General features: G+C 66.9%; 14 protein-coding genes. 4 read left to right on the top strand and 10 right to left on the bottom strand.

The genetic code is table 11. The features are described from left to right. Positions 1-176: 176 nt before the first annotated feature. Positions 177-1,172: an aldo/keto reductase gene (locus tag ACOYYX_RS23435; protein WP_422924222.1), complete on the top strand. Its 996-nt coding sequence runs from the start codon at positions 177-179 to the stop codon at positions 1,170-1,172. A gap of 21 nt (positions 1,173-1,193) precedes the next feature. Here the strand turns inward: ACOYYX_RS23435 and ACOYYX_RS23430 are convergent, their stop codons facing one another. The 6 genes from ACOYYX_RS23430 to ACOYYX_RS23405 form a co-directional block, all read right to left on the bottom strand. After that, positions 1,194-1,991, bottom strand: a complete 798-nt coding sequence (locus ACOYYX_RS23430; protein WP_422924220.1) for a methyltransferase domain-containing protein — start codon at positions 1,989-1,991, stop codon at positions 1,194-1,196. 133 nt (positions 1,992-2,124) lie between these two features. Beyond that, a complete protein-coding gene (locus tag ACOYYX_RS23425) occupies positions 2,125-2,550 on the bottom strand; it encodes a hypothetical protein (protein ID WP_422924218.1) in 426 nt (141 codons plus the stop codon). 71 nt (positions 2,551-2,621) lie between these two features. After that, a complete protein-coding gene (locus ACOYYX_RS23420) occupies positions 2,622-3,533 on the bottom strand; it encodes a PP2C family protein-serine/threonine phosphatase (RefSeq protein WP_422924216.1) in 912 nt (303 codons plus the stop codon). A 205-nt stretch (positions 3,534-3,738) separates the two neighbouring features. Continuing rightward, positions 3,739-5,067 carry a Gfo/Idh/MocA family oxidoreductase gene (locus tag ACOYYX_RS23415; protein WP_422924214.1) on the bottom strand — a complete coding sequence of 443 codons (1,329 nt, stop codon included), beginning with the start codon at positions 5,065-5,067 and terminating at the stop codon, positions 3,739-3,741. A 187-nt stretch (positions 5,068-5,254) separates the two neighbouring features. Beyond that, a complete protein-coding gene (locus ACOYYX_RS23410; protein ID WP_422924213.1) occupies positions 5,255-6,241 on the bottom strand; it encodes an aldo/keto reductase in 987 nt (328 codons plus the stop codon). Between the two features lie 52 nt (positions 6,242-6,293). Then, positions 6,294-6,830, bottom strand: a complete 537-nt coding sequence (locus tag ACOYYX_RS23405) for a hypothetical protein (RefSeq protein WP_422924211.1) — start codon at positions 6,828-6,830, stop codon at positions 6,294-6,296. 505 nt (positions 6,831-7,335) lie between these two features. On the opposite strand from ACOYYX_RS23405, the gene ACOYYX_RS23400 reads away from it, so the two are divergent. Next, the gene (locus ACOYYX_RS23400) at positions 7,336-8,169 is read left to right on the top strand and encodes an FAD binding domain-containing protein (RefSeq protein WP_422924209.1); all 834 of its coding nucleotides are present in this window, start codon (positions 7,336-7,338) and stop codon (positions 8,167-8,169) included. A 29-nt stretch (positions 8,170-8,198) separates the two neighbouring features. Then, positions 8,199-10,970 (top strand): molybdopterin-dependent oxidoreductase, encoded by a 2,772-nt coding sequence (locus tag ACOYYX_RS23395; protein ID WP_422924207.1) that lies wholly within the window; start codon positions 8,199-8,201, stop codon positions 10,968-10,970. Positions 10,971-11,063: 93 nt separating this feature from the next. Here the strand turns inward: ACOYYX_RS23395 and ACOYYX_RS23390 are convergent, their stop codons facing one another. Further along, positions 11,064-12,305, bottom strand: a complete 1,242-nt coding sequence (locus ACOYYX_RS23390) for an aldo/keto reductase (protein WP_422924205.1) — start codon at positions 12,303-12,305, stop codon at positions 11,064-11,066. 579 nt (positions 12,306-12,884) lie between these two features. Between ACOYYX_RS23390 and ACOYYX_RS23385 the strand changes: the two genes are divergently transcribed. Continuing rightward, complete coding sequence (locus ACOYYX_RS23385; RefSeq protein WP_422924203.1) at positions 12,885-14,186, top strand: multidrug effflux MFS transporter; 1,302 nt, start codon at positions 12,885-12,887, stop codon at positions 14,184-14,186. Positions 14,187-14,205: 19 nt separating this feature from the next. Here ACOYYX_RS23385 and ACOYYX_RS23380 read toward each other — a convergent pair whose 3' ends face one another. From ACOYYX_RS23380 to ACOYYX_RS23370, 3 genes are all read right to left on the bottom strand, one after another. Then, positions 14,206-15,066, bottom strand: coding sequence for a DUF4261 domain-containing protein (locus ACOYYX_RS23380; RefSeq protein ID WP_422924201.1), 861 nt, complete (start codon positions 15,064-15,066; stop codon positions 14,206-14,208). Positions 15,067-15,288: 222 nt separating this feature from the next. Next, on the bottom strand, positions 15,289-17,610 hold the full coding sequence (locus tag ACOYYX_RS23375) for a beta strand repeat-containing protein (protein WP_422924199.1): 2,322 nt from the start codon (positions 17,608-17,610) through the stop codon (positions 15,289-15,291). A gap of 676 nt (positions 17,611-18,286) precedes the next feature. Continuing rightward, positions 18,287-18,667 carry a hypothetical protein gene (locus ACOYYX_RS23370; protein WP_422924197.1) on the bottom strand — a complete coding sequence of 127 codons (381 nt, stop codon included), beginning with the start codon at positions 18,665-18,667 and terminating at the stop codon, positions 18,287-18,289. Positions 18,668-18,716: the final 49 nt, after the last annotated feature.

Genomic DNA, 18,716 nt, shown 5'->3' with positions numbered 1-18,716 from the left:
GGTGGTCGCCTCCCCATTCCGTCGGGCAATTCTAGCACGCGGCGGGCACGCTCGCGGCGAGAAGGGCTCGGGGCGCGGGCCTCACTTCGGATATCCTTGCTCCCTGGCCGAAAGGATCGGGGCGACGGGACGTCCGACCGATCCAAGACTCTCGACGTATCCTGGAGTGACGCTCGATGCAACTGACAACGCTCGGAGAGACCGGGCTCGCCGTCTCGCGGATGGGGATCGGCCTGGCGGCGCTGGGACGCCCCGGGTACATCAACCTCGGGCACGCGGCCGACCTCCACGGAGACCTCGAGGTCGAGACGATGGAGGCAGGTGCCTTCGAGGTCCTCGACGCCGCCCGCGAGGCCGGGGTCCGCTACCTCGACGCCGCCCGCTCGTACGGCAGGGCCGAGGCCTTCCTCGGCCGATGGCTCGAAAGCCGAGGCATTGAGCCGGGGTCGGTCACCGTCGGATCGAAGTGGGGTTATACCTACACGGCGGGATGGAAGGTCGAGGCCGAGAAGCATGAGGTCAAGGACCACTCGCTTGCGACCTTGAGGCGCCAGGTCGTCGAGAGCCGCGAACTGCTCGGGTCTTATCTCGACCTCTACCAGATCCACTCGGCCACGCTCGAGAGCGGCGTGCTCGAGAACGGCGAAGTCCTCGACGAGCTGGCCCGCCTCCGCGAAGGGGGCCTCAAGGTGGGGCTGTCCGTCTCAGGGCCTCGCCAAGCCGAGGTGATCCGCCGGGCGATCGAGGTGAACGCCGCGCGAGGCCGGGTCTTCGACTGCGTCCAGGCCACCTGGAACCTGCTGGAAACCTCGGCCAGCGAGGCCCTTGCGGAAGCCCGCAAGGCAGGGGTGGGGGTCATCATCAAGGAAGGTCTGGCCAACGGCCGGCTCACCGATCGCAACGCCAAGCCGGCCTTCGCGGACAAGCGGAGCCGGCTCGAGAAAGCATCGGCCGAGCTTGGCGTGACCATCGACGCCCTCGCGCTCTCCGCCGTGCTGGATCAAGGCTGGGTCGACGTCGTCCTGAGCGGGGCCGCCACCGTCAACCAACTCCGGGCCAACCTCAAGGCTTTGGGCGTAACCTGGGATGCGAGCCTGCGCCAGCAGTTCGCCGGATTCGCCGAGCCTGCAAACGAATACTGGGAGACGCGGGCGAAGCTGGCCTGGAATTGAATCAGAGCAGGGGGATGGGCGTCACGTCTTGACGCCCCAGACCTGGAAGACGCGAGGGAGGGTCGTCAGCGCCGCCGGGTCGTAGGCCTGCTCCGTCAGGTCGGCGACGAGCGAGGCCACCTCATCCTCCGAGGCCAGGCCCTCGGCGACCACGCTGTCGCCGATCAGCTTCATGGTGATCGGGGCCATCTCCTTCACGTCGCCCGACAGAGCTGCGGGTTGGATGAGGTGGACCCGGACATCCTCGATCCCCACCTCGTGGAAGAGCGAGGCGAGCCTCGGCCCGATCTCGGCATCGCCCCCGCGACGGCGGACGACCTCGCGGTAGAGTTCGACATAGCGGTCGAAGGGGGCGGAACGGGGATAGCAGAGGTGCCCGGCGAACTCGACATCCTCCGCGACGACCACGCCTCCTTGACGCGTCGCCAGGGCCATCCCGTCGAGCACGGCTTTGGGGTTGGCGACGTGGCTGAGCAGGAACCGGGCGTAGGTGAGGTCGAAGCTCTCCTCGGGCCACAGGGTCAGCGCGTCCCCCTGCACGCAGCGCACGTTGGCGGCCCCCGCGGCCTCGGCGTAGGCATGCACGAGGCCCAGGATCGTGCCGTCGGAGTCGAGCCCGACGACCTCGCCGCTCGGCCCCACGCGGCGGCTCAGTTCCAGCGTGACCTGCCCCCCGCCGCAGCCGACGTCGAGGCAGCGCCAGCCGGACTTTACGCCGACCTCGTCGAGCAGGCGCCCGGTGCCGGGCCGCATGACCCTCGCGAGGGTCTTCAGACGCGCATCGCCGTCGCGCCCGCCTCGAATCACGTACGTGCTCATGCCGCATGCCTCGCCCAAAGGATCCGACAAGGCTGACCCCAGCATCAGGGCGGAGCGTCCCGCCAGGTCGGATCATGGCCGATGCCCGGGGCTTTCGCAAGGCACATTTGCGTCGAGCATGCCGCGTGATCTTTCACGCGACGTCTTGGTGCATCACCTCTGTCGATTTCTCGGCCTTACCTGGCCGACCCAGCCCGAAGCCCGCCCAGGCCGTGGCGAAGATCGAGAGCCAGGCGAGGAGGACCACGGCGTTCTGCCAGTTCGCCCGCGTCTCCTGCGTCAGGCCATTGTCGAGCAGGCTCGCGAGCCTCGCGCCGTCGCGGGCCTCGCCCGATCGTCGGTTCAGCTCGGCGATGGCCCGGGGACGCAGGGCTTCGACCTCCTCCTTCGGCATCCAGAGCGTCTTCGAGGGAGCGGAGCGGGCCTCCTTGTCATACCGGGCGGCGGTGAGCTCGTACTTGACCTCATCGCGGCGATGGAAGAATCCCAGCTCCAGGACGCGCGAGCCTCGAGCGACGCCGAAGCCCCGGCGGATCACAGCCGAGTCCGTCGTCTTCACGTTGAACGCCCAGACCGGGCCGATCCCCCGGCGAGTTTGCCGGGGTCCGCAAGACTCCGACCGCGTTCGAATCAAAGGAACTGATAGCGGGCGACGACGACGGTGACGTTGTCCCTGGCCGGGCGGCTGAGGGTCATATCGATCAGCGCCTGACAGGCGTCGTCCGGCTCGGGGTGCTGCTCCAGGACCTGACTGATCTCCTCGTCGCTGAGCTCGCTGTAGAGGCCGTCGCTGCAGAGGAGCACGCGGTCTCCGTCGGAGAGGACGCACGAATCCACGTCGACCTCCACCGACTTGTCATTACCCCCCAGAACGTTGGTCAGGACGTGCTGGAGCTTCTTGGCCTTGGGCGAGTCGGGGGGGACGACCCCCGAGTCGATCAGGACCTGCCCGAGGTTGTGGTCCTTCGTCAGGCGCCGCAGGGTCCCGCCGCTGTAGATATAAGCCCGGGAGTCGCCCACGTGCATGACGAAGAGCTTCGGCCCGGTCGAGTAGCAGACCGTCATCGTCGTCGCCATGCCCGTCAGCCTGGGGTTCTCGCGGGCCTCGGCGTGCAAGGTCTGATCAATCAGGCGGAAGAGGACCTCGGCCTTGTGCCGAAGGTCTTCCGTCTCCTGCTCGTTCACCCTGACGGTCCACTTGATCTCGTCGCCGCCGAGCTCCCAGCCGGTCCGCAGGGCGAGCAGGCTGGCGAGCTCGCCGAAGTTCTGCCCCCCCAGTCCGTCGGCGACCGTCAAGGTATAGGCGTAGTCCTCGTTGGACTCGAGGATCTCCTGCGGCAGGCTCGAGGCGAGGACCTCGCGGCCTCGATAGCGTTTGACCACGAGGAACTGGTCCTCGTTGTTGGGACGCTTGTTCCCCGGGTGCGACTTCCCGCAGACGTCGACCTTCACCCGGATCTTCGGCTCGCTCTCATAGAACTGAGAGACTTGCTGGTCGAACGCGATGAACTCGCCGGTGTCCTGTTCCGCCTTGGATTTCATGGGGGGGTTCCCTGAAGGACTCACCCTCGGCCCGAATGCCATCGCACGGGAGATTCATTGGAGCCGAACGCCGGGAGACTTGCCACGACAATTCGCGTGCCAGTCATCCCGTTTTCCGGGACCAGGTCGACCGGGCATGCAGACGGGGAGGGGCCGCGCGGCCCGATGGCCGGCTCGGCTCCCTCCCGCCGAGGCGTGGACGACCTCAGGCGTACGGCAAGGTCCAGGGCTTGCGGTACTCCCGGCGATAGGCGAGCGTGTCGCGCCCGGCCTCGCCGACGAGGTCATTCTTCTGCTTATCCCAGCGCACCGTCTTGCCGGCCAGGAGCGAGACGTTGGCGAGGTGGCAAACGGCAGTCGTCTGGTACATCGAGGGGAGGTTCGATCTGGGGCGGTCGCGGGTCTCGATGCACCTGAGGAAGTCCTGCACGTGGCTGGTCAGGCCGTTGTACTCCCCCTCGATCTTGGGCTTCTCGCGCTCCTTGCCGTCCGGCCCCTTGATCGTCCAGCCGCCTCGCCAGACCATCAGCGAGCTGCCGTCGGCGGCGATGAACTCGGTGCCGTGGTCGGGGCCGCCGTCGAGGCTCTTCCGGCCGGTCTCCCAGTGCAGGACGAAGCCGGGGAACTTCATCAGGGCGAGCTGCGTGTCGGGCGTCGTGCGGTCATCCCCCGGATACGCGAGGCTCCCGCCGTAAGAGGTCACCTCCTCCGGCATCACAAGGTCGGTGTCGGGGCTCATGCCGAGCAGGGCGATGTCCATCATATGAACGCCCCAGTCGCCGGTCATGCCCGCCGCCGTGTTGAAGAACCAGCGCCAGTTGTAATGGCAGTTCTTCTCGGTGTACGGCACCATCTCCGCAGGGCCGACCCAGAAGTCGTAGTCGAGCCCCTGGGGCGGGTTCGTGGCGGCGTTGTGGCCGAGCTGGTTGTTGTCCGACTTCCAGGCGCGGCAGGTGGTGATCTTGCCGAGCTTGCCGCTGCGGATGTACGCCACGGCGTCTGCGAACTCGCGGGTGCTGCGCTGCCAGGTGCCGACCTGGACGACCCGCTTGTGCCTCGTGGCCGCGTCGACCATCGCGCGGCCTTCGGTGATGTTGTGGCTGATCGGCTTCTCGCAGTAGGCGTCCTTGCCGGCATCGCTCGCGTGGATCGAGGCGAGGGCGTGCCAGTGGTCGGGGGTGCCGATGATGACGGCGTCGATGTCCTTCCGCTCGAGGAGCTTGCGGAAGTCCTTGAAGATCTCGGGCCGCTTGCCCTGCTTCTTCTCGACCTGATCGGCGGCCTCGCGGGCGTGCGACTCGTCCACGTCGCAGACGGCGGCGACCGGGATCTTCTGATCCATGAAGACGCCCATGTTGTGCCGGCCCATGCCCCCCGCGCCGATGAGGCCGATGACGGGGGCCTTGGCCGCCGATTGCGGCGGGTCTTCGGCCCGAGCCGACCTGGCCCCGACCGCCGCCAAACCGAGCGAGTACGACGCGGCGGCGACGCCCGTCGTTCCCATGAATCCACGTCGAGTCAGTTGATCAGCCATGTGTATCCTTCTCCGCTGGTTCTGCGTGACGACCGGCTTCCGCAGTGGGGCAAGAGGGATCCCCGCGAGACGAAGCAGCCGGTCATTGTGCCACCGCGGTCGGGCCGACGAAAGGTGGGCCCGACCGCGCCAAGAGCGAACCCAACGAGACAACAGAAACGACATACACTCAAATACCCATACAACCTCAGGCGAACCCGAGGACCGGATGCGGCGCGTACGGCTCTTCGAGGCGGGCCACTTCCTCGGGTGTGAGCCTGACCCCGAGCGCGGCGATGGCGTCCTCAAGGTGGTGGGGCTTGGTCGCGCCGATGATCGGCGAGGTCACGCCGGGCTTGCCGATCAGCCAGGCCAGCGCGACCTGCGAGCGCGGGATCCCCCGCGCCGCGGCGACTTCTCCCACCCGGTCGATGACCGCGTGATCGGTCTCCTCGGTCCTGGCGTAGAGGGTCTTGCCGAACTCGTCGGTGCCGGCTCGCTCGGTGCTCGAGCGTTCCTCCCAGGCGCGAGCCAATCGGCCTCGGGCCAGGGGGCTCCAGGGGATGACGCCGATCCCCTCGGCCTGGCAGAGGCCCATCATCTCCCGCTCTTCTTCGCGATAGAGCAGGTTGTAATGGTTCTGCATCGAGACGAACCGCGTCCAGCCGTGGAGGTCGGCCAGGTAGAGCGCCTTGCAGAACTGCCAGGCGTGCATGGACGAGGCCCCGATGTAGCGGACCTTGCCCGCCTTCACCACGTCGTGGAGCGCCTCGAGCGTCTCCTCGATCGGGCTCTCCCTGTCCCAGCGGTGGATCTGATAGAGGTCGATGTAATCGGTGCCCAGTCGCCGCAGGCTATTGTCGACCTCCGACAGGATCGCCTTTCGCGAGAGGCCCCGGCCGTTCGGATCCTTCCGCATCGCGTGGTAGACCTTCGTCGCGATCACGACCTCGTCGCGTTTGGCCATGTCGCGGAGGGCGCGGCCGACAATTTCCTCGCTCGTGCCGTCGGAGTAGGAGTTGGCCGTGTCGAAGAAATTGATCCCCAGGTCGAGCGCCCGCCGGATGAACGGGCGGCTCTGCTCCTCGGTGAGGGACCAGAGGTGTGCCCCCCGCTCGGGCACCCCGTAGCTCATGCAGCCGAGGGTCAGTTGGGAGATCCGCAGGCCGGTCCTGCCGAGTCGTACATAATTCATGAGTCACCCCGCTTCCAAGTCTGCCGATGTTTCTCGTCGAACCCCGCCCCGATCAGATCCACCGCAGGGCGACGACGAGGATGCAGGTCTGCTCGACGAGCTGGCTGAGGATCCAGCCGATCCCCACGATCACGCCGAGCCGATCGAGCCAGTCGCCGCTGCGCCTCCAGCCGGCTCCCAGGAAGAGCGCGATCCAGGTCCCCTCGACGGCCCAGGGGACATTCTGCGCGATGGTCGGGATCAACGCATTGATCCGGGCGGCGAAACCCCTCGACGACGCGTCCTCGAGGCCGACGGTCGTCGCCAGGATGACGAGCGGGATCAACTGCAGCACGATCACCAGGGTCCCCGAGGCACAGGCGACCGCCCCCGGCTGCTGCCAGTGCCTCCGCGGGCGAACCCCCGACGACAGCGTGCGCAGGAGGAAGAGGGCCGCCGTCCAGCAGAGGAGGACGGGCACGGCCGTCAGGTTCCCCAACAGCACGTCGTTGATGATCTTCAACTTCCCGGTCGCCGGGAGCATCGTCAGGTCGATGCCCTTCGAACGCGCCAGGGCCAGCCCCGCGGCCGTGGCGGCGGTCAGGATCATCACATCGCCGATCGTGAGCCCGCGCCGGACCTTCGGCCTCGTCTCGAGATTCGTTGAGTCGCTCAGGTCACCGCCCTCCCTTCGTTACCTATCCGCGAGTCGCAACGATGCCTTTCGGACTTACGAAGGCATTGCCGAGGCCGGCGCGAACGCGGGGGGCCGGCTCGACCCCGAGCCGCCAGGCTCACGTCGGACACATGGACGCATCAAGAACAGACCTTGTGATAGTGCAACCGCGCGGCGGGTTCAAGCATCCGGCGATCTCCAGGGATGGGAAAGCCAAAAATGTCGTCGACGATCGCTTGTGCCTTTCGTTTTGAGCATGTAGAGCCAGCATCGTGTGCTCGATATTCTCCGGTTTTTTCGGCCTAGATCTGTTCGTGTCCGATTCCGACGTATTCGGGCACTTCCCTTGCCCCATGCCGGGGGAGTATAGTAGGGCAGGTCGTGCAGGGGTTGCCCCCTCAGTGTCACGAGTCTCCTCCCCTCTTCCGGCGGCTATCCCATGGATCTGCACACCATCAATCGAGTCCGCCGCCCCGCGCGGGCGGAGGAGATCGCCTCGTGGGAGGCCGGATACGCCTGGCTCGCCGGGGGGACCTGGCTCTTCTCGGAGCCCCAGGTCAACACGCACACGCTGATCGACCTCGAGTCGCTCGGCTGGGCCTCGCTCGAGGCCTCTGAGGCCGGGCTCGAGGTCGCGTCGACGTGCAAGGTCGTGGAGCTCGACCAATTCGCGGAGCGGGCCCCGGCCGACTGGACGGCGGCGCCCTTGCTCCGCGACTGCTGCCGGTCGTTCCTCTCCTCGTTCAAGATCTGGAACGAGGCAACGGTCGGGGGCAACGTCTGCATGTCGCTGCCGGCGGGGCCGATGATCTCCCTGACCGCCGCGCTCGAGGGGGTCTGCACCCTCTGGCCGAGGGGGGGCAAGCCCCGTTACGTCCCGGTCGCCGAGTTCGTCACGGGCAACCACCAGAACGTCCTCGCCCCCGGCGAACTCCTGCGGTCGATCTACCTCCCCGCCTTCGCGCTCCGCAAGCGGTACGTCTTCCGCCGGTTCACGCTCACCCACCTCGGACGATCCGAGGTACTGCTCGTCGGCACGCAGTCGACCGAGCATGGGGATCTCCTGCTCACGATCACCGCCGCCACACTCATGCCGATCCAGCTCCGCTTCGAGAGCCTCCCCACGGCGGCCGAGCTTAAGCGTGCGATCGACGACGCGGTGCCCTTCGACCTGTACCTCGACGACGTCCACGGCTCGCCCGCCCACCGCAAGCACCTGACGTATTACTTCGCCGAACAGATCCGCTCGGAACTCTCCTCCCGTCTCGCCTGATCGGGACCACCTCGACCCGGGGAACTGCCATGAACTTTCAGATCAACGGCAAGGCCTTCGCGGCGGAGCCTCGTCCCGGCCAGTGCCTGCGCACCTTCCTGCGGAGCCTCGGGTGGTTCGGCGTGAAGAAGGGCTGCGACGCCGGAGACTGCGGCGCCTGCACGGTCTGGCTCGACGGCAAGCCGGTCCACAGTTGCCTCGTCCCCGCGTTCCGGGCCGAGGGGCGCGAGGTCACGACGCTCCAGGGGCTGGCCTGCAACGGTGAGCTCCACCCGATGCAGAAGGCCTTCCTCAACGCCCAGGCCTTCCAGTGCGGCTTCTGCGCGGCGGGCATGGTGATGACCTCCGCGAGCCTCTCCGAGGAGCAGAAGCAGGACCTCCCGTTCCACCTCAAGGGCAACCTCTGCCGCTGCACCGGCTATCGCGCGATCGAGGACGCCGTGCGCGGCGTCGCGTCGGTCGACGAGGACAGGGCGGGGCACGCCTGCGGGTCGAGCCTCCCCAACCCGCTGGCCGAGCGGATCGTCACGGGCAACGCCTGCTACACGATGGACGTCGAGATGGAGGGGATGCTCCACCTCAAGGTCGTCCGCTCTCCCCACGCCCACGCCCGGATCCGGGCCGTCCGCAAGGACAAGGCGCTGGCCATGCCGGGGGTCCACGCCGTCTACTGCTTCGAGGACGTGCCGAGGCGTGCCTTCACGACCGCCGCGCACGACGACTTCCACGTCGACCCCGACGACACGTACCTGCTCGACAACGTCGCCCGGTTCATCGGGCAGCGGGTCGCGGCGGTCGTCGCCGAGACGGAGGCCGCCGCCGAGGCCGCCTGCCGGCTCGTGGAGATCGACTACGAGGTCCTCCCCGCCGTCTTCGACCCCGAGGAGGCCATGCTCCCGGGCGCCCCGAAGATCCACGGCGGCAAGGGGGTCGAGTCCCGGATCGAGGACGCCGAGCACAATATCTTCAAGAAGATCGAGGCCGAGGCCGGCGACACGGCCAGCGGCTTCGCCGAGGCCGATGCCATCTACGAAGGCACGTTCTCGATGCCGAAGATCCAGCACGCGCACATGGAGACGCACGGCACGATCGCCTGGGTCACGGCCGACGACCGCATCCACGTCCGCACCAGCACCCAGACGCCCCACCTCATCAAGCTCAAGCTCGCGCACCTGTTCGTGAAGAGCCCGGAGCAGATCCGCGTCTTCTCCGAGCACGTCGGCGGCGGCTTCGGCGGCAAGCAGGAGATGCTGACCGAGGACCTCTGCGTGCATGCCGCCCTGGACCTCGGCCGCCCTGTGAAGTGGGAGTTCACCCGCACCGAGGAGTTCACCGCGACGGTCTCCCGCCACCCGATGAAGATCACGATCAAGCTCGGCGGGAAGCGCGACGGCACGCTCACCGCCATGCAGATCCATACCGTCTCCAACACCGGGGCGTATGGCAACCACGCCGGCGAGGTGCTCGCCTCGTCGCTCGGGTCGGCGATGGCCACCTACCGCTGCCCGAACAAGAAGGGGACCGGCTTCGCGGTCTACACCAACATCGTCCCCGCGGGCGCCTTCCGCGGCTACGGGGCCTCGCAGCCGGCCTTCGCCATCGAGTCCGCCATCGACGAGCTCGCCAGGAAGCTCGAGATCGATCCCTTCACGTTCCGCCGCGAGAACATGATCCGGGAAGACGACCCGATCCACAGCATATGGCCGTCGCCGCACGACAGCGTGATCGGCAGCTACGCCCTGGACCAGTGCCTTGACTTCGTCGAGGAGGCCCTGGCCAGCGGCCGGGGCGAGCCGAAGCCCGAGGGGGACGACTGGCTCGAAGGCCGAGGCGCCGCCATCCACGCGCAGGACTGCGCCCCGCCGACGGAGCACCGCTCGGAGTCTCACCTGTCCTTGCTCCCCGACGGCACGTTCCACCTCGGGGTCGGATCGGCCGAATTCGGCAACGGCATCCGCAATGCGCAGAGGCAGGTCGCGGCCTCGGTGCTGAACGCGAAGGCCGGTTCCGTCGCCATGGACTTCGCCGACACGGACAAGACCCCCTATGACACGGGGACGTTCGCCAGCACGGGCATCAGCATCGCCACCCTGGGCGTGCAGAAGGCGGCCGAGGCCCTGCGGGAGAACCTCCTGGAAGTCGCCAGCAAGCTCACCGGCGCGCCCGTCGGGGATTGCGTCCTCGGCGACGGGCACGTCCGCTGCGGCGACCGCACGCTCCCGCTGAAGGAGCTCTTCGAGACCGCGCCTCAGCCCGGCAAGCTCCACGCCTCGCGCAAGGCCTACGGGTCGCCGCGCTCGACGGCGTTCATGGCGCACGGCTTCCGGATCGCCGTACACCGGGTCACGGGCGAGATCCGGATCCTCCAGAGCGTCCAGGCCTTCGACGCCGGCACGATCATCAACCCCATGCAGGCGAAGGGGCAGGTCGAGGGGGGGATCGCGCAGGGGATCGGGACGACCATGTTCGAGCGCATGGTCTTCGACGCCTCGGGCACCCTCGTGAACTCGACCTTCCGGAACTACCGGATCCCCGCGTTCGCCGACATCCCCAGATCCGAGGTCTTCTTCCCCGAGACCCGCGACCGCTACGGGCCCCTGGGCGCGAAGCCGGTGGGAGAGGCCCCGATCGTCCCCATCGCCCCGGCGATGGGCAACGCGATCGCCGACGCCACGGGGGTCCGCTACTTCAGCCTACCCTTCAGCGCCGACCAGATCTTCGCCAGGCTCGCCACCTCGCGCCCCGCGACGGCGAAGCCGGCTCCTTCTCCCGAGATGGAAGCCGCCGTTGGCGCGTCTTGAGACGCCCCATCGAAGCCTGAAAGAAATCAAAACGGGCCGGGGTTCCTTGGGAACCCCGGCCCGCGTCGTTGACGGTCTGAAGTCGGCTCGGGCTCAGGAGAGGAGCTTGTCGACTTCGGGGAGTAGCTTGGCGAAGTTGAGCTTGCTCGGGCAGGCTTCGCGGGCGGCCTCGAGGTCGACCCCGGCCCAGTTGCGTTCGACCTCGGTGAGCTCCTGGTAGTAACGACGAGCCTCGCTGCGATAGCCGTGGTGCTCGTGGTAGGTCAGGTAGCGGACGAGGTCGCCGAGGCGGGCCTGCGTGCCACCGGCCTCCGCGCACTTGCCTTCGCAGTCGGCGCAGAAGGTGGGGTTGGACGACAGGGCGGCGGCCTGGAGCTGCTGCAGCTCATTCGCGTTGAACGGCTCGAACCGCTTGGCCGCGTCGACATTCTCGCGGATCTGGTCGGTGTTGTTCATGGTGACGCAGATGGTCGCCATGCGCTCGTCGGTCCAGATTGCCTGCAGCAGGCCCTGGAACGGGTTCAGCTTCTTGTCCTTGAGCATCGGGGCGAGGCGGTGGGCCGTCTCGTCCATCGCCGATCGCTTGGCCCCGCCGCCGAACTGGCCGGCCGTCTGCTTCATCGAGATCAGGCCAATGCCCGCCTTGTAGGCGGCGTCGAGCGACTTGTTCAGCGGCGTATCCTTGATGAGGAACGGGCTGTACTGGAGCATGATCGCGTCGACGAACCCGCCATCGGCGGCCGACTGGATGAGCTCCGCGCGGGTGCGGTGGTGGGTCGAGAAGCCTACGTACTTGGCCTTGCCCGACTTCTTGATCTTCTCGATGGCCTGGCCGAACTCGCGGCTCTTGGGGAAGTCGACGGCCTCGCCGTGATCGCCCATCGCGTGCCAGAAGTAGAGGTCGAGGCGGTCAGTCCCGCACGCCTCCAGCCGCTTGTCGATGTCCGCAACGAACTGATCGACGCTCCTGGCGCCGGTCTTGCTCACGAGGAAGATCGTGTCGCGGACCTCCGGCCTCTCGGCGAACCAGCGCTTGAAGTTCGGCTCCGATCCATAGGATGCAGCCGTGTCGAACGTGCGGACGCCGTTGGCGTAGGAGAGCCTGATGAGGCGGTCGACGCCCGAGGCCCGCCAGGTCCCCTGGTTCAGGATCGTGACGTCGACGCCCGTCTTCCCGAGCTTGCGCCTGGGGACGGCTTCGACCTTCGGGGCGGCTGCGGCGGGCGCATCGGCGGCCCTGGCGCCTGGGGCAAGGCTGAGAGCGGCGGCCGTGGACAGGGCCCCGGCCTGGAGGAAGCTACGGCGATCCGTCATTGCATTCGGGTCGTGAGACATGACTCGCATCTCCTCGTTTTGTGAAGGCCTTCGGCATCGAGGCGGCTCCAACCGCGGGGGTGAAGCCGTGGATCTGACATCCGGGATGGGCGCGTCGTCATCCGCTCTTGATCGTCATTGCGGCGAAACGTTCGTCAACCGAACCGTTTGGTGCCACTCGGGAGTGCGTCGTTCTCAACAGACGGTTGCGTGCGTCCTTCGAGGGATAGGCTCCGGCGCTATAATGCCAGAGGAGTGTGGCAAAGTCCGCACCCCGGCGCAATTCCCGCCGATTTCTCGAAAGGCGCGGATCGCCCCACTCCCTATTCCGGAATCCCTCGCGGAACGTTACCGGGAATCTCGGCACTTCGGCAGAACCCGGGTCGGATGCCCCCGCCGACCTCCCCCGAAGCCCCGACCGGATGCGAACCTCCCGACCGGAACGATCATCTTTTCTGCATGTGATGCGAACTTGCTCCGATATCTCCCGACCGCCCCCGAATTCGCGGGCCGAGCCGCCATGCGTTTCAAAATGAATTCACTATAATGTCTTCACGGATCTTGCGGACCGAGACGACAGGCCACCGGGAAAACCAGGGAATGAGCCACGAACGCCTCGATGCGGCGCTGGATGAGACGTCGATCGCCCCCTTTGAGCTGAAGGAGATCGACGAAGGCTCGCCGCACCGGCCGGTCCCTCGCGGCTCGACGTTCCGACACGCGATGGTACTCGGCACCCTCATCGCGCTCGGTGCCCTCGGCATCGACATGTACCTGCCGGCCTTCCCGGCAATCGCCGAGAGCTTCGGCGTCGACGAGGGGAAGGTCCAGTTCAGCCTGGTCAGTTACTTCGTGGCCCTGGCGCTGGGGCAGATGTTCTACGGGCCGGCCTCCGACCACATCGGCCGACGCCTGCCGCTGCTCTTCGGCTTCACGCTCTTCATCCTCGCCTCGGCCGGCTGCGCGCTCGCCCCGAGCATCGACGTCCTGATCGCGATGCGGTTCTTGCAGGGGATCGGGGCCTGCGCGGGGATGGTGATACCGCGTGCCATCGTGCGCGACCTCCGCAGCGGCGAGGACGCCGCAAGGCTCTTCGCCCTGATGCTGCTGGTGCTTGGGGTCTCGCCGATCCTCGCCCCCTTGCTCGGCAGCCTGCTGCTCGACTGGGGCTTGCCCTGGCAGGCGACCTTCTGGTTCCTGACCGCCTTCGGGGTCAGTTGCCTGGTCCTGATCGTCTTCCTGCTCGAGGAGACGAACCCGCCCGAGCGGCGTTCGGACGGCGGGGTGGGCCTGGCCTTCCGCAACTACGGCTCGCTCCTGGTCGACCGCCGCTTCGTCGTGACGGCACTCGTGGGAGGGTTCTCTCAGGCCGTGGTCTTCGCCTACCTCGCGGGCTCACCGTTCGTCTACCTGACGCTGCACCACGTCTCGAACAAGATCTACAGCCTGCTCTTCGCCCTCAACGCGATCGGCCTGATCGGCTCGGCCCAGACCAATGTTTTCATGATCCGACGTTTCGGCGCGATCCGCCTGATCCTGCTCGCCACGACGGCGCAATCCCTGGCGGCCCTGACCTTGCTGGCGAGCACGATCCTCCACTTCGACGCCGTGACGACGATCGCCGTCTGCCTCTTCTTCTGCGTGAGCTGCCAGGGGTTGATCGGCCCGATCACGTCGATGCTCTCGCTCGAGCCCCATCCCAAGAAGGCGGGCGCAGCCTCCGCGCTGATGGGCTCGCTGCAATATGCCTGCGGGGCGGTCTCGAGCATGATGGTCAGCTACTTCTTCAACGAGACCTCGATCCCGTTCGCGGCCGTGCTCGCCGCGTGCGCGCTCTCGGGGCTGGGCCTCTCGGCGACCCTCTACGCGAGGACCGCGGCGGCTCCGATCGCGGGCAAATGACTCGAAGGGTTCACCCTCGTTATGAGGGGGTGCCGTAATCCCGCTCGCCGGCCGAGAAGAGGGGACCAGGATCGAGGTCGAGCACGGTCCGGGCGGGCGGGGCGAGCGCGGGCTTGTGTTCGCAACGCCAGCGGCTCTCGTCGCTGATGCCGGCGAGCGAGTGCCCGTCCTCGATGATGTCCCCGTGGCCGAAGAGGTAGTTGCCCGTGTTGTAGAGCAGGGCGGCGACCTCGTTGGGATCCATCGTGTGGAAGTGGCACTGGAGGTCCGGCAGCCCGAGGGCCGAGAGCCCCAGCGTATCCATGATCATGTCGGTGGATGACCCATCGACGTTGAAGAAGCGGACGTTGATCGTGCCGGCGAAGAGGAGGCTCGAGCCCCCTTCCTTGTACGCCTCGCGAAACCGATCAGGCGAGATGACCTGCCCCGAGGGCACCCAGTGGATCGCCAGCGGCGAGACCACGTCGAGCACGCCCGCCAGGACGCGCTGGAAGAGGGCGATGCGTTCCGGATAGGGCAGCCCGGCGGCCATCAGGTCGGTGATGAGCATCGAGCCCTTGCAGCGGGCGACAACCTCCTTCACCCCCTCGAACGTCCACGACTGCTCGAGTGCCTCCGTCAGGTCCTCACTCGGCTCGTGCGGCCGGTCCCCCGCCATCACCAGAGACTGGGCGGGCAGGGCCCCGTCCTCGAGTTCGATCATGTGATCGGTGTGGACGAGCGCCAGGGTCAGCTCATCGGGGCTCGGTTCCATCAGCTCCACGTTGGGGCAATGCGCCTTGATCGCCTGGAAGAGTTTGGCCTTGTCCAGCTCGGGGGCTTCTTCGAAAAGCAGCTCGACCCCATACGCGGCCACTTCCCCCTCCGTGATCTCCGACATGGCACATCCCCTCGCTCTCGTTCCGCGACGGCCCGGACCGGCCCGGCCGTCTTCTTGCTCATCCGGCAGGGGCTCATTGTGACAATCTGCTCGCCCCGGGGAAAGTGGAGGTCTGTCATGCGGCCATCAGGGCATGACCTCCCGGCGATGTACGAAGGGCCCCGACGCCACGCCCCCAAGGGACGGGCGCGGGGCCCTTATTTTGTCGTACAAGCCCTGTGATCAGGCGTTGTACGTGTTGTTGCCCGCCGTCGCGGCCCGGTTGCCGAGGACGAGCGTCCGGGTCAGGTTCGAGACGCTGCCAGCGTCGAAGTAAATCCCCCCGCCAAAGCCCTGGGCCCCGTCGGCGAGGTTCCCGACTACCAGGGTATCCGTCATGTTGAGGACCCCCGCGGGGAGGAGCAGGTACGGCATCGGCCCGGCGTCGAATACGGCACCGCCGAGGGCATTGCCCCTGGCCGCCCCCTGGGCTCCGATGCCGCCGAGGGCCACGTTGCCCGAGAGCAGGCTGCTCTTGAACGTCAGGACGGTATTCGCGGAGTTGATCGCCGCACCGCCGCTCGCCGAGCCTCCGACACCGCCAGCGCCCGAGCCGTCGCCTTGACCGCCGACACCGCCTTCGGCCAGGTTCCCGGTCAAGGCACCGCCGTTGACCGTCAGGGTCGAGGGGGCCGGGAATACGCCGAGGATGATACCGAGGTAGTCGAGGCCGCCGACCGCCGTGGCGAGGCCGCCTCCCTGGGCATTGCCGCCAGCGCCGCCGGCGTCCCCCGAAGTTCCGTCGCCGCCGGCGCCGCCGATGGCCTGATTATTGGTGACCAGCGTCCCGGTTAGCGTGACGGTGCTATCCGTCGTCAGGAGCCCGCCACCCTGGGCAGTTCCTCCGGCACCTCCTTGCAGGCCGGCTCCGCCGAGCGCCAGGTTGCCGCTCAGATTCGAGCCGGTGATCGCGAGACTGCCGATCGTCGTGCAGATCCCGCCGCCGGTAGCTGCCCCGCCAGTGGCGCCGGGGCCAGCCTGGGCGACATTCCCCGTGATCGTGGTCCCGATGATCGTCATCTTCGAGGGAGAGACCGTGACGCTCGTGAAATCGGGGGAGGCGGCATAACTGCCGGACATGGCGATGGCGGCGCCGGTCGCCTGGCCTCCCTGCCCGCCGTTGCCTCGGCCTCCGATGACCTGATTGTCCGTGAACTCGGATCCGATGATGGTGGCGCCGGGCGAGGAAGTGCTGGTCGGTGGCGGGGTGGCGGAGCTATCGCCGCCGATGGTCACGGTCGACGTGCCGCCGGATTGCGAGAAGCTGATGGCCCCGCCGCTGGCGCCCCCGCCGGCGCTGAATAGGCTGGGCGTCCCGGCATCACCTCCGATGGCCTTGTTGGCCGTGAACGTCGAGCCGATGATCGTCATCTGGTTCGTCCCAATCGAGATGGCACCGCCATCGGCGCTCGCTCCCTCATCGAATAGGGCGCCGGTCGCATCGTCGCCATCCCCGGCGATGGCCTCATTGCCCGTGAACGAGCTGTTGGAGATCGACACGACACCTCCCCCGCCCGTGATGGCGCCTCCGCTCGCGAACCCTGCGCCTCCATCTCCTCCGATCGCCCGATTGCCGATGAAGGACGTGCCCGTGATGGTCGTCGGCCCGGCTCCGAGCGCGATCGCGCCACCCGACGCATTTCCGGCAACCGAGCTGAAGTCGCTGGGGACGTCCGTGCCGATCGCTTGGTTATTGATCAGGGTACTGTTCACGATCTGCAGAGACTGGGGATACTGATAGTTGTTGACGGTTACCGTAATGCTGCCGATGCCGCCCCCGATGCCGGCGCCTGAAACATGGCTGCTCGCCCCTCCGATGGCCTGGTTGCCGCTGATCGTCGTACTGATGATCGTCAGCAGGCTCTCATTCATAACCCCGCCGCCGAAGCCCAACCCGGCGATGAAGCTATCGTCCTCCCCGATGGACTTGTTCCCGGAGATCGTGCTCTGGGAAATCGTCAAGGTTCCGCCGGCCTTGTTCGTGATGCCGCCGCCCTGGGCCCAGCCACTGATGTCGAGGGTGCCGTCCGCCTCGTTCGCCGTGACGGTACTCTTCTGGAGCGACAGGTTGCCGCGGTTGATGATGCCGCCGCCGTCGCCCGACCTGCCGTCGGTGATCGTCAAGCCCGCGATCGTCGCATTCACGCCGGCCGAGACGTTGAAGACCCGACTGGCGTCGTTGCCGCTGACGGTCAGGAAGCCCGCGCCAGGGCCTTCGATATCAAGGTCCTTGTTGATCGCCAGCTCGCCGCTCGTCAGGGTGATGGTCTGGCCGCGAAGGCTGTTCGCGAACGTGATTGTGTCGCCGCCGTGGGCATCGATGATGGCCTGACGGAACGACCCAGGCCCGCTATCGTTCGCATCGGTGACGACGAGCGTGCTCAGCACGATGCGCCCTTCCAAAACGCTCAGCCCGGGCGAGAACGACCCAGGCCGACGACGGCCTCGGCGACTCGATCCGAAAATACCCCTGCGCAGCACCTTCCAACCTGTGATGGTCGACATGCGATGTCCTCTCGTGTTGCTGACCTCGACTCGACACTCGCTCACGGAACGAAGGGGGGGAATTGCGAGGATGCGTTGCTTCGGCGCGCACGACCTCCCGGCCGCCCGGACCCGGCGTCATGGACGCGAATCTTAGTTTTACTGACATGCTGTTGCGTTTACGTTGCGACCGCTCGATTCGAAACCTGACCGGCATCGAAACTTATGCTCGCGCTGTCGTTCACGCAGCCCGGTGCAGGCACCGAGACGACCCTCGGCCTCAATGATTGACAATCCCAGGCGGGTCCGGCGGACGCCATCCGATCCGCACAGGATCCCGGTATATGCTGTGCTAATGAGGTGGTTACCTCTGCCTCGGCACGGCTGAAATGATCTATGAATGCATTGACAATAGCAAGCCCCCGGTCGCATTCGTGAGCTGGGCTCACGAATGCGACGAAAGCCTTGACTATGCCTATTTCATGGCATCGGGAAGGGAAGTGGCGACCGGGCGGGTTTGCGGGGCGTCAACGAAGCCGACGATCGTGATGAGGAACCGCGAGGGCTCGGAGGGACAACGAACGAAGGCCACCCTCTCGTCGCGAGGGCGACCTTCGTGTTCCACCGCAACGGCGCAAAGAACTCTCAATCAAATGTCAATTTTTGTAAAGCGAACACATTCCCAACTTCCCACGCCTCAGCGACGGCCGCCGGTGACGCCCACGGTGATGAAATTCCGGTTGCTGGCGACCGTCCGGTCGATCCAGTCGTTGATCCGCGAGAGCGAGGGGTCGGGCGAGGATTTCCAGTCGGCGATGACGCAGGAGATGGCCGACATCACGACGTCGGTCATCAGCGTCTGCTCCGACTCGGGGAGCTTGGCGTAGGTGCTCCGGCAGAGCTGGAGCGCACGCGCCAATATCACGCGAGGCTCCCAGCCCCTGGCCAGGCTGGTCTGGGCGTACCGCTTCGCCGTGCGGATCTCGTGGAAGCGATATCCGATCGTGGCGAGCATCGGCTCTTTCGGCGGCGCGACGGGCGCCTTGGGCGATTTCCGCTGGGACGACTTGCGCTTCATGGGTGTCCTCAACTCTTCAACTCAACGCATCCATCGAGGGGGCATCTGC

Origin of the sequence: Singulisphaera chitinilytica, from assembly GCF_049331405.1 — a bacterium.
In the GTDB taxonomy this organism is placed as follows: Bacteria; Planctomycetota; Planctomycetia; order Isosphaerales; family Isosphaeraceae; genus PoT.
This window is presented reverse-complemented; position numbering and strand designations above follow the sequence as displayed.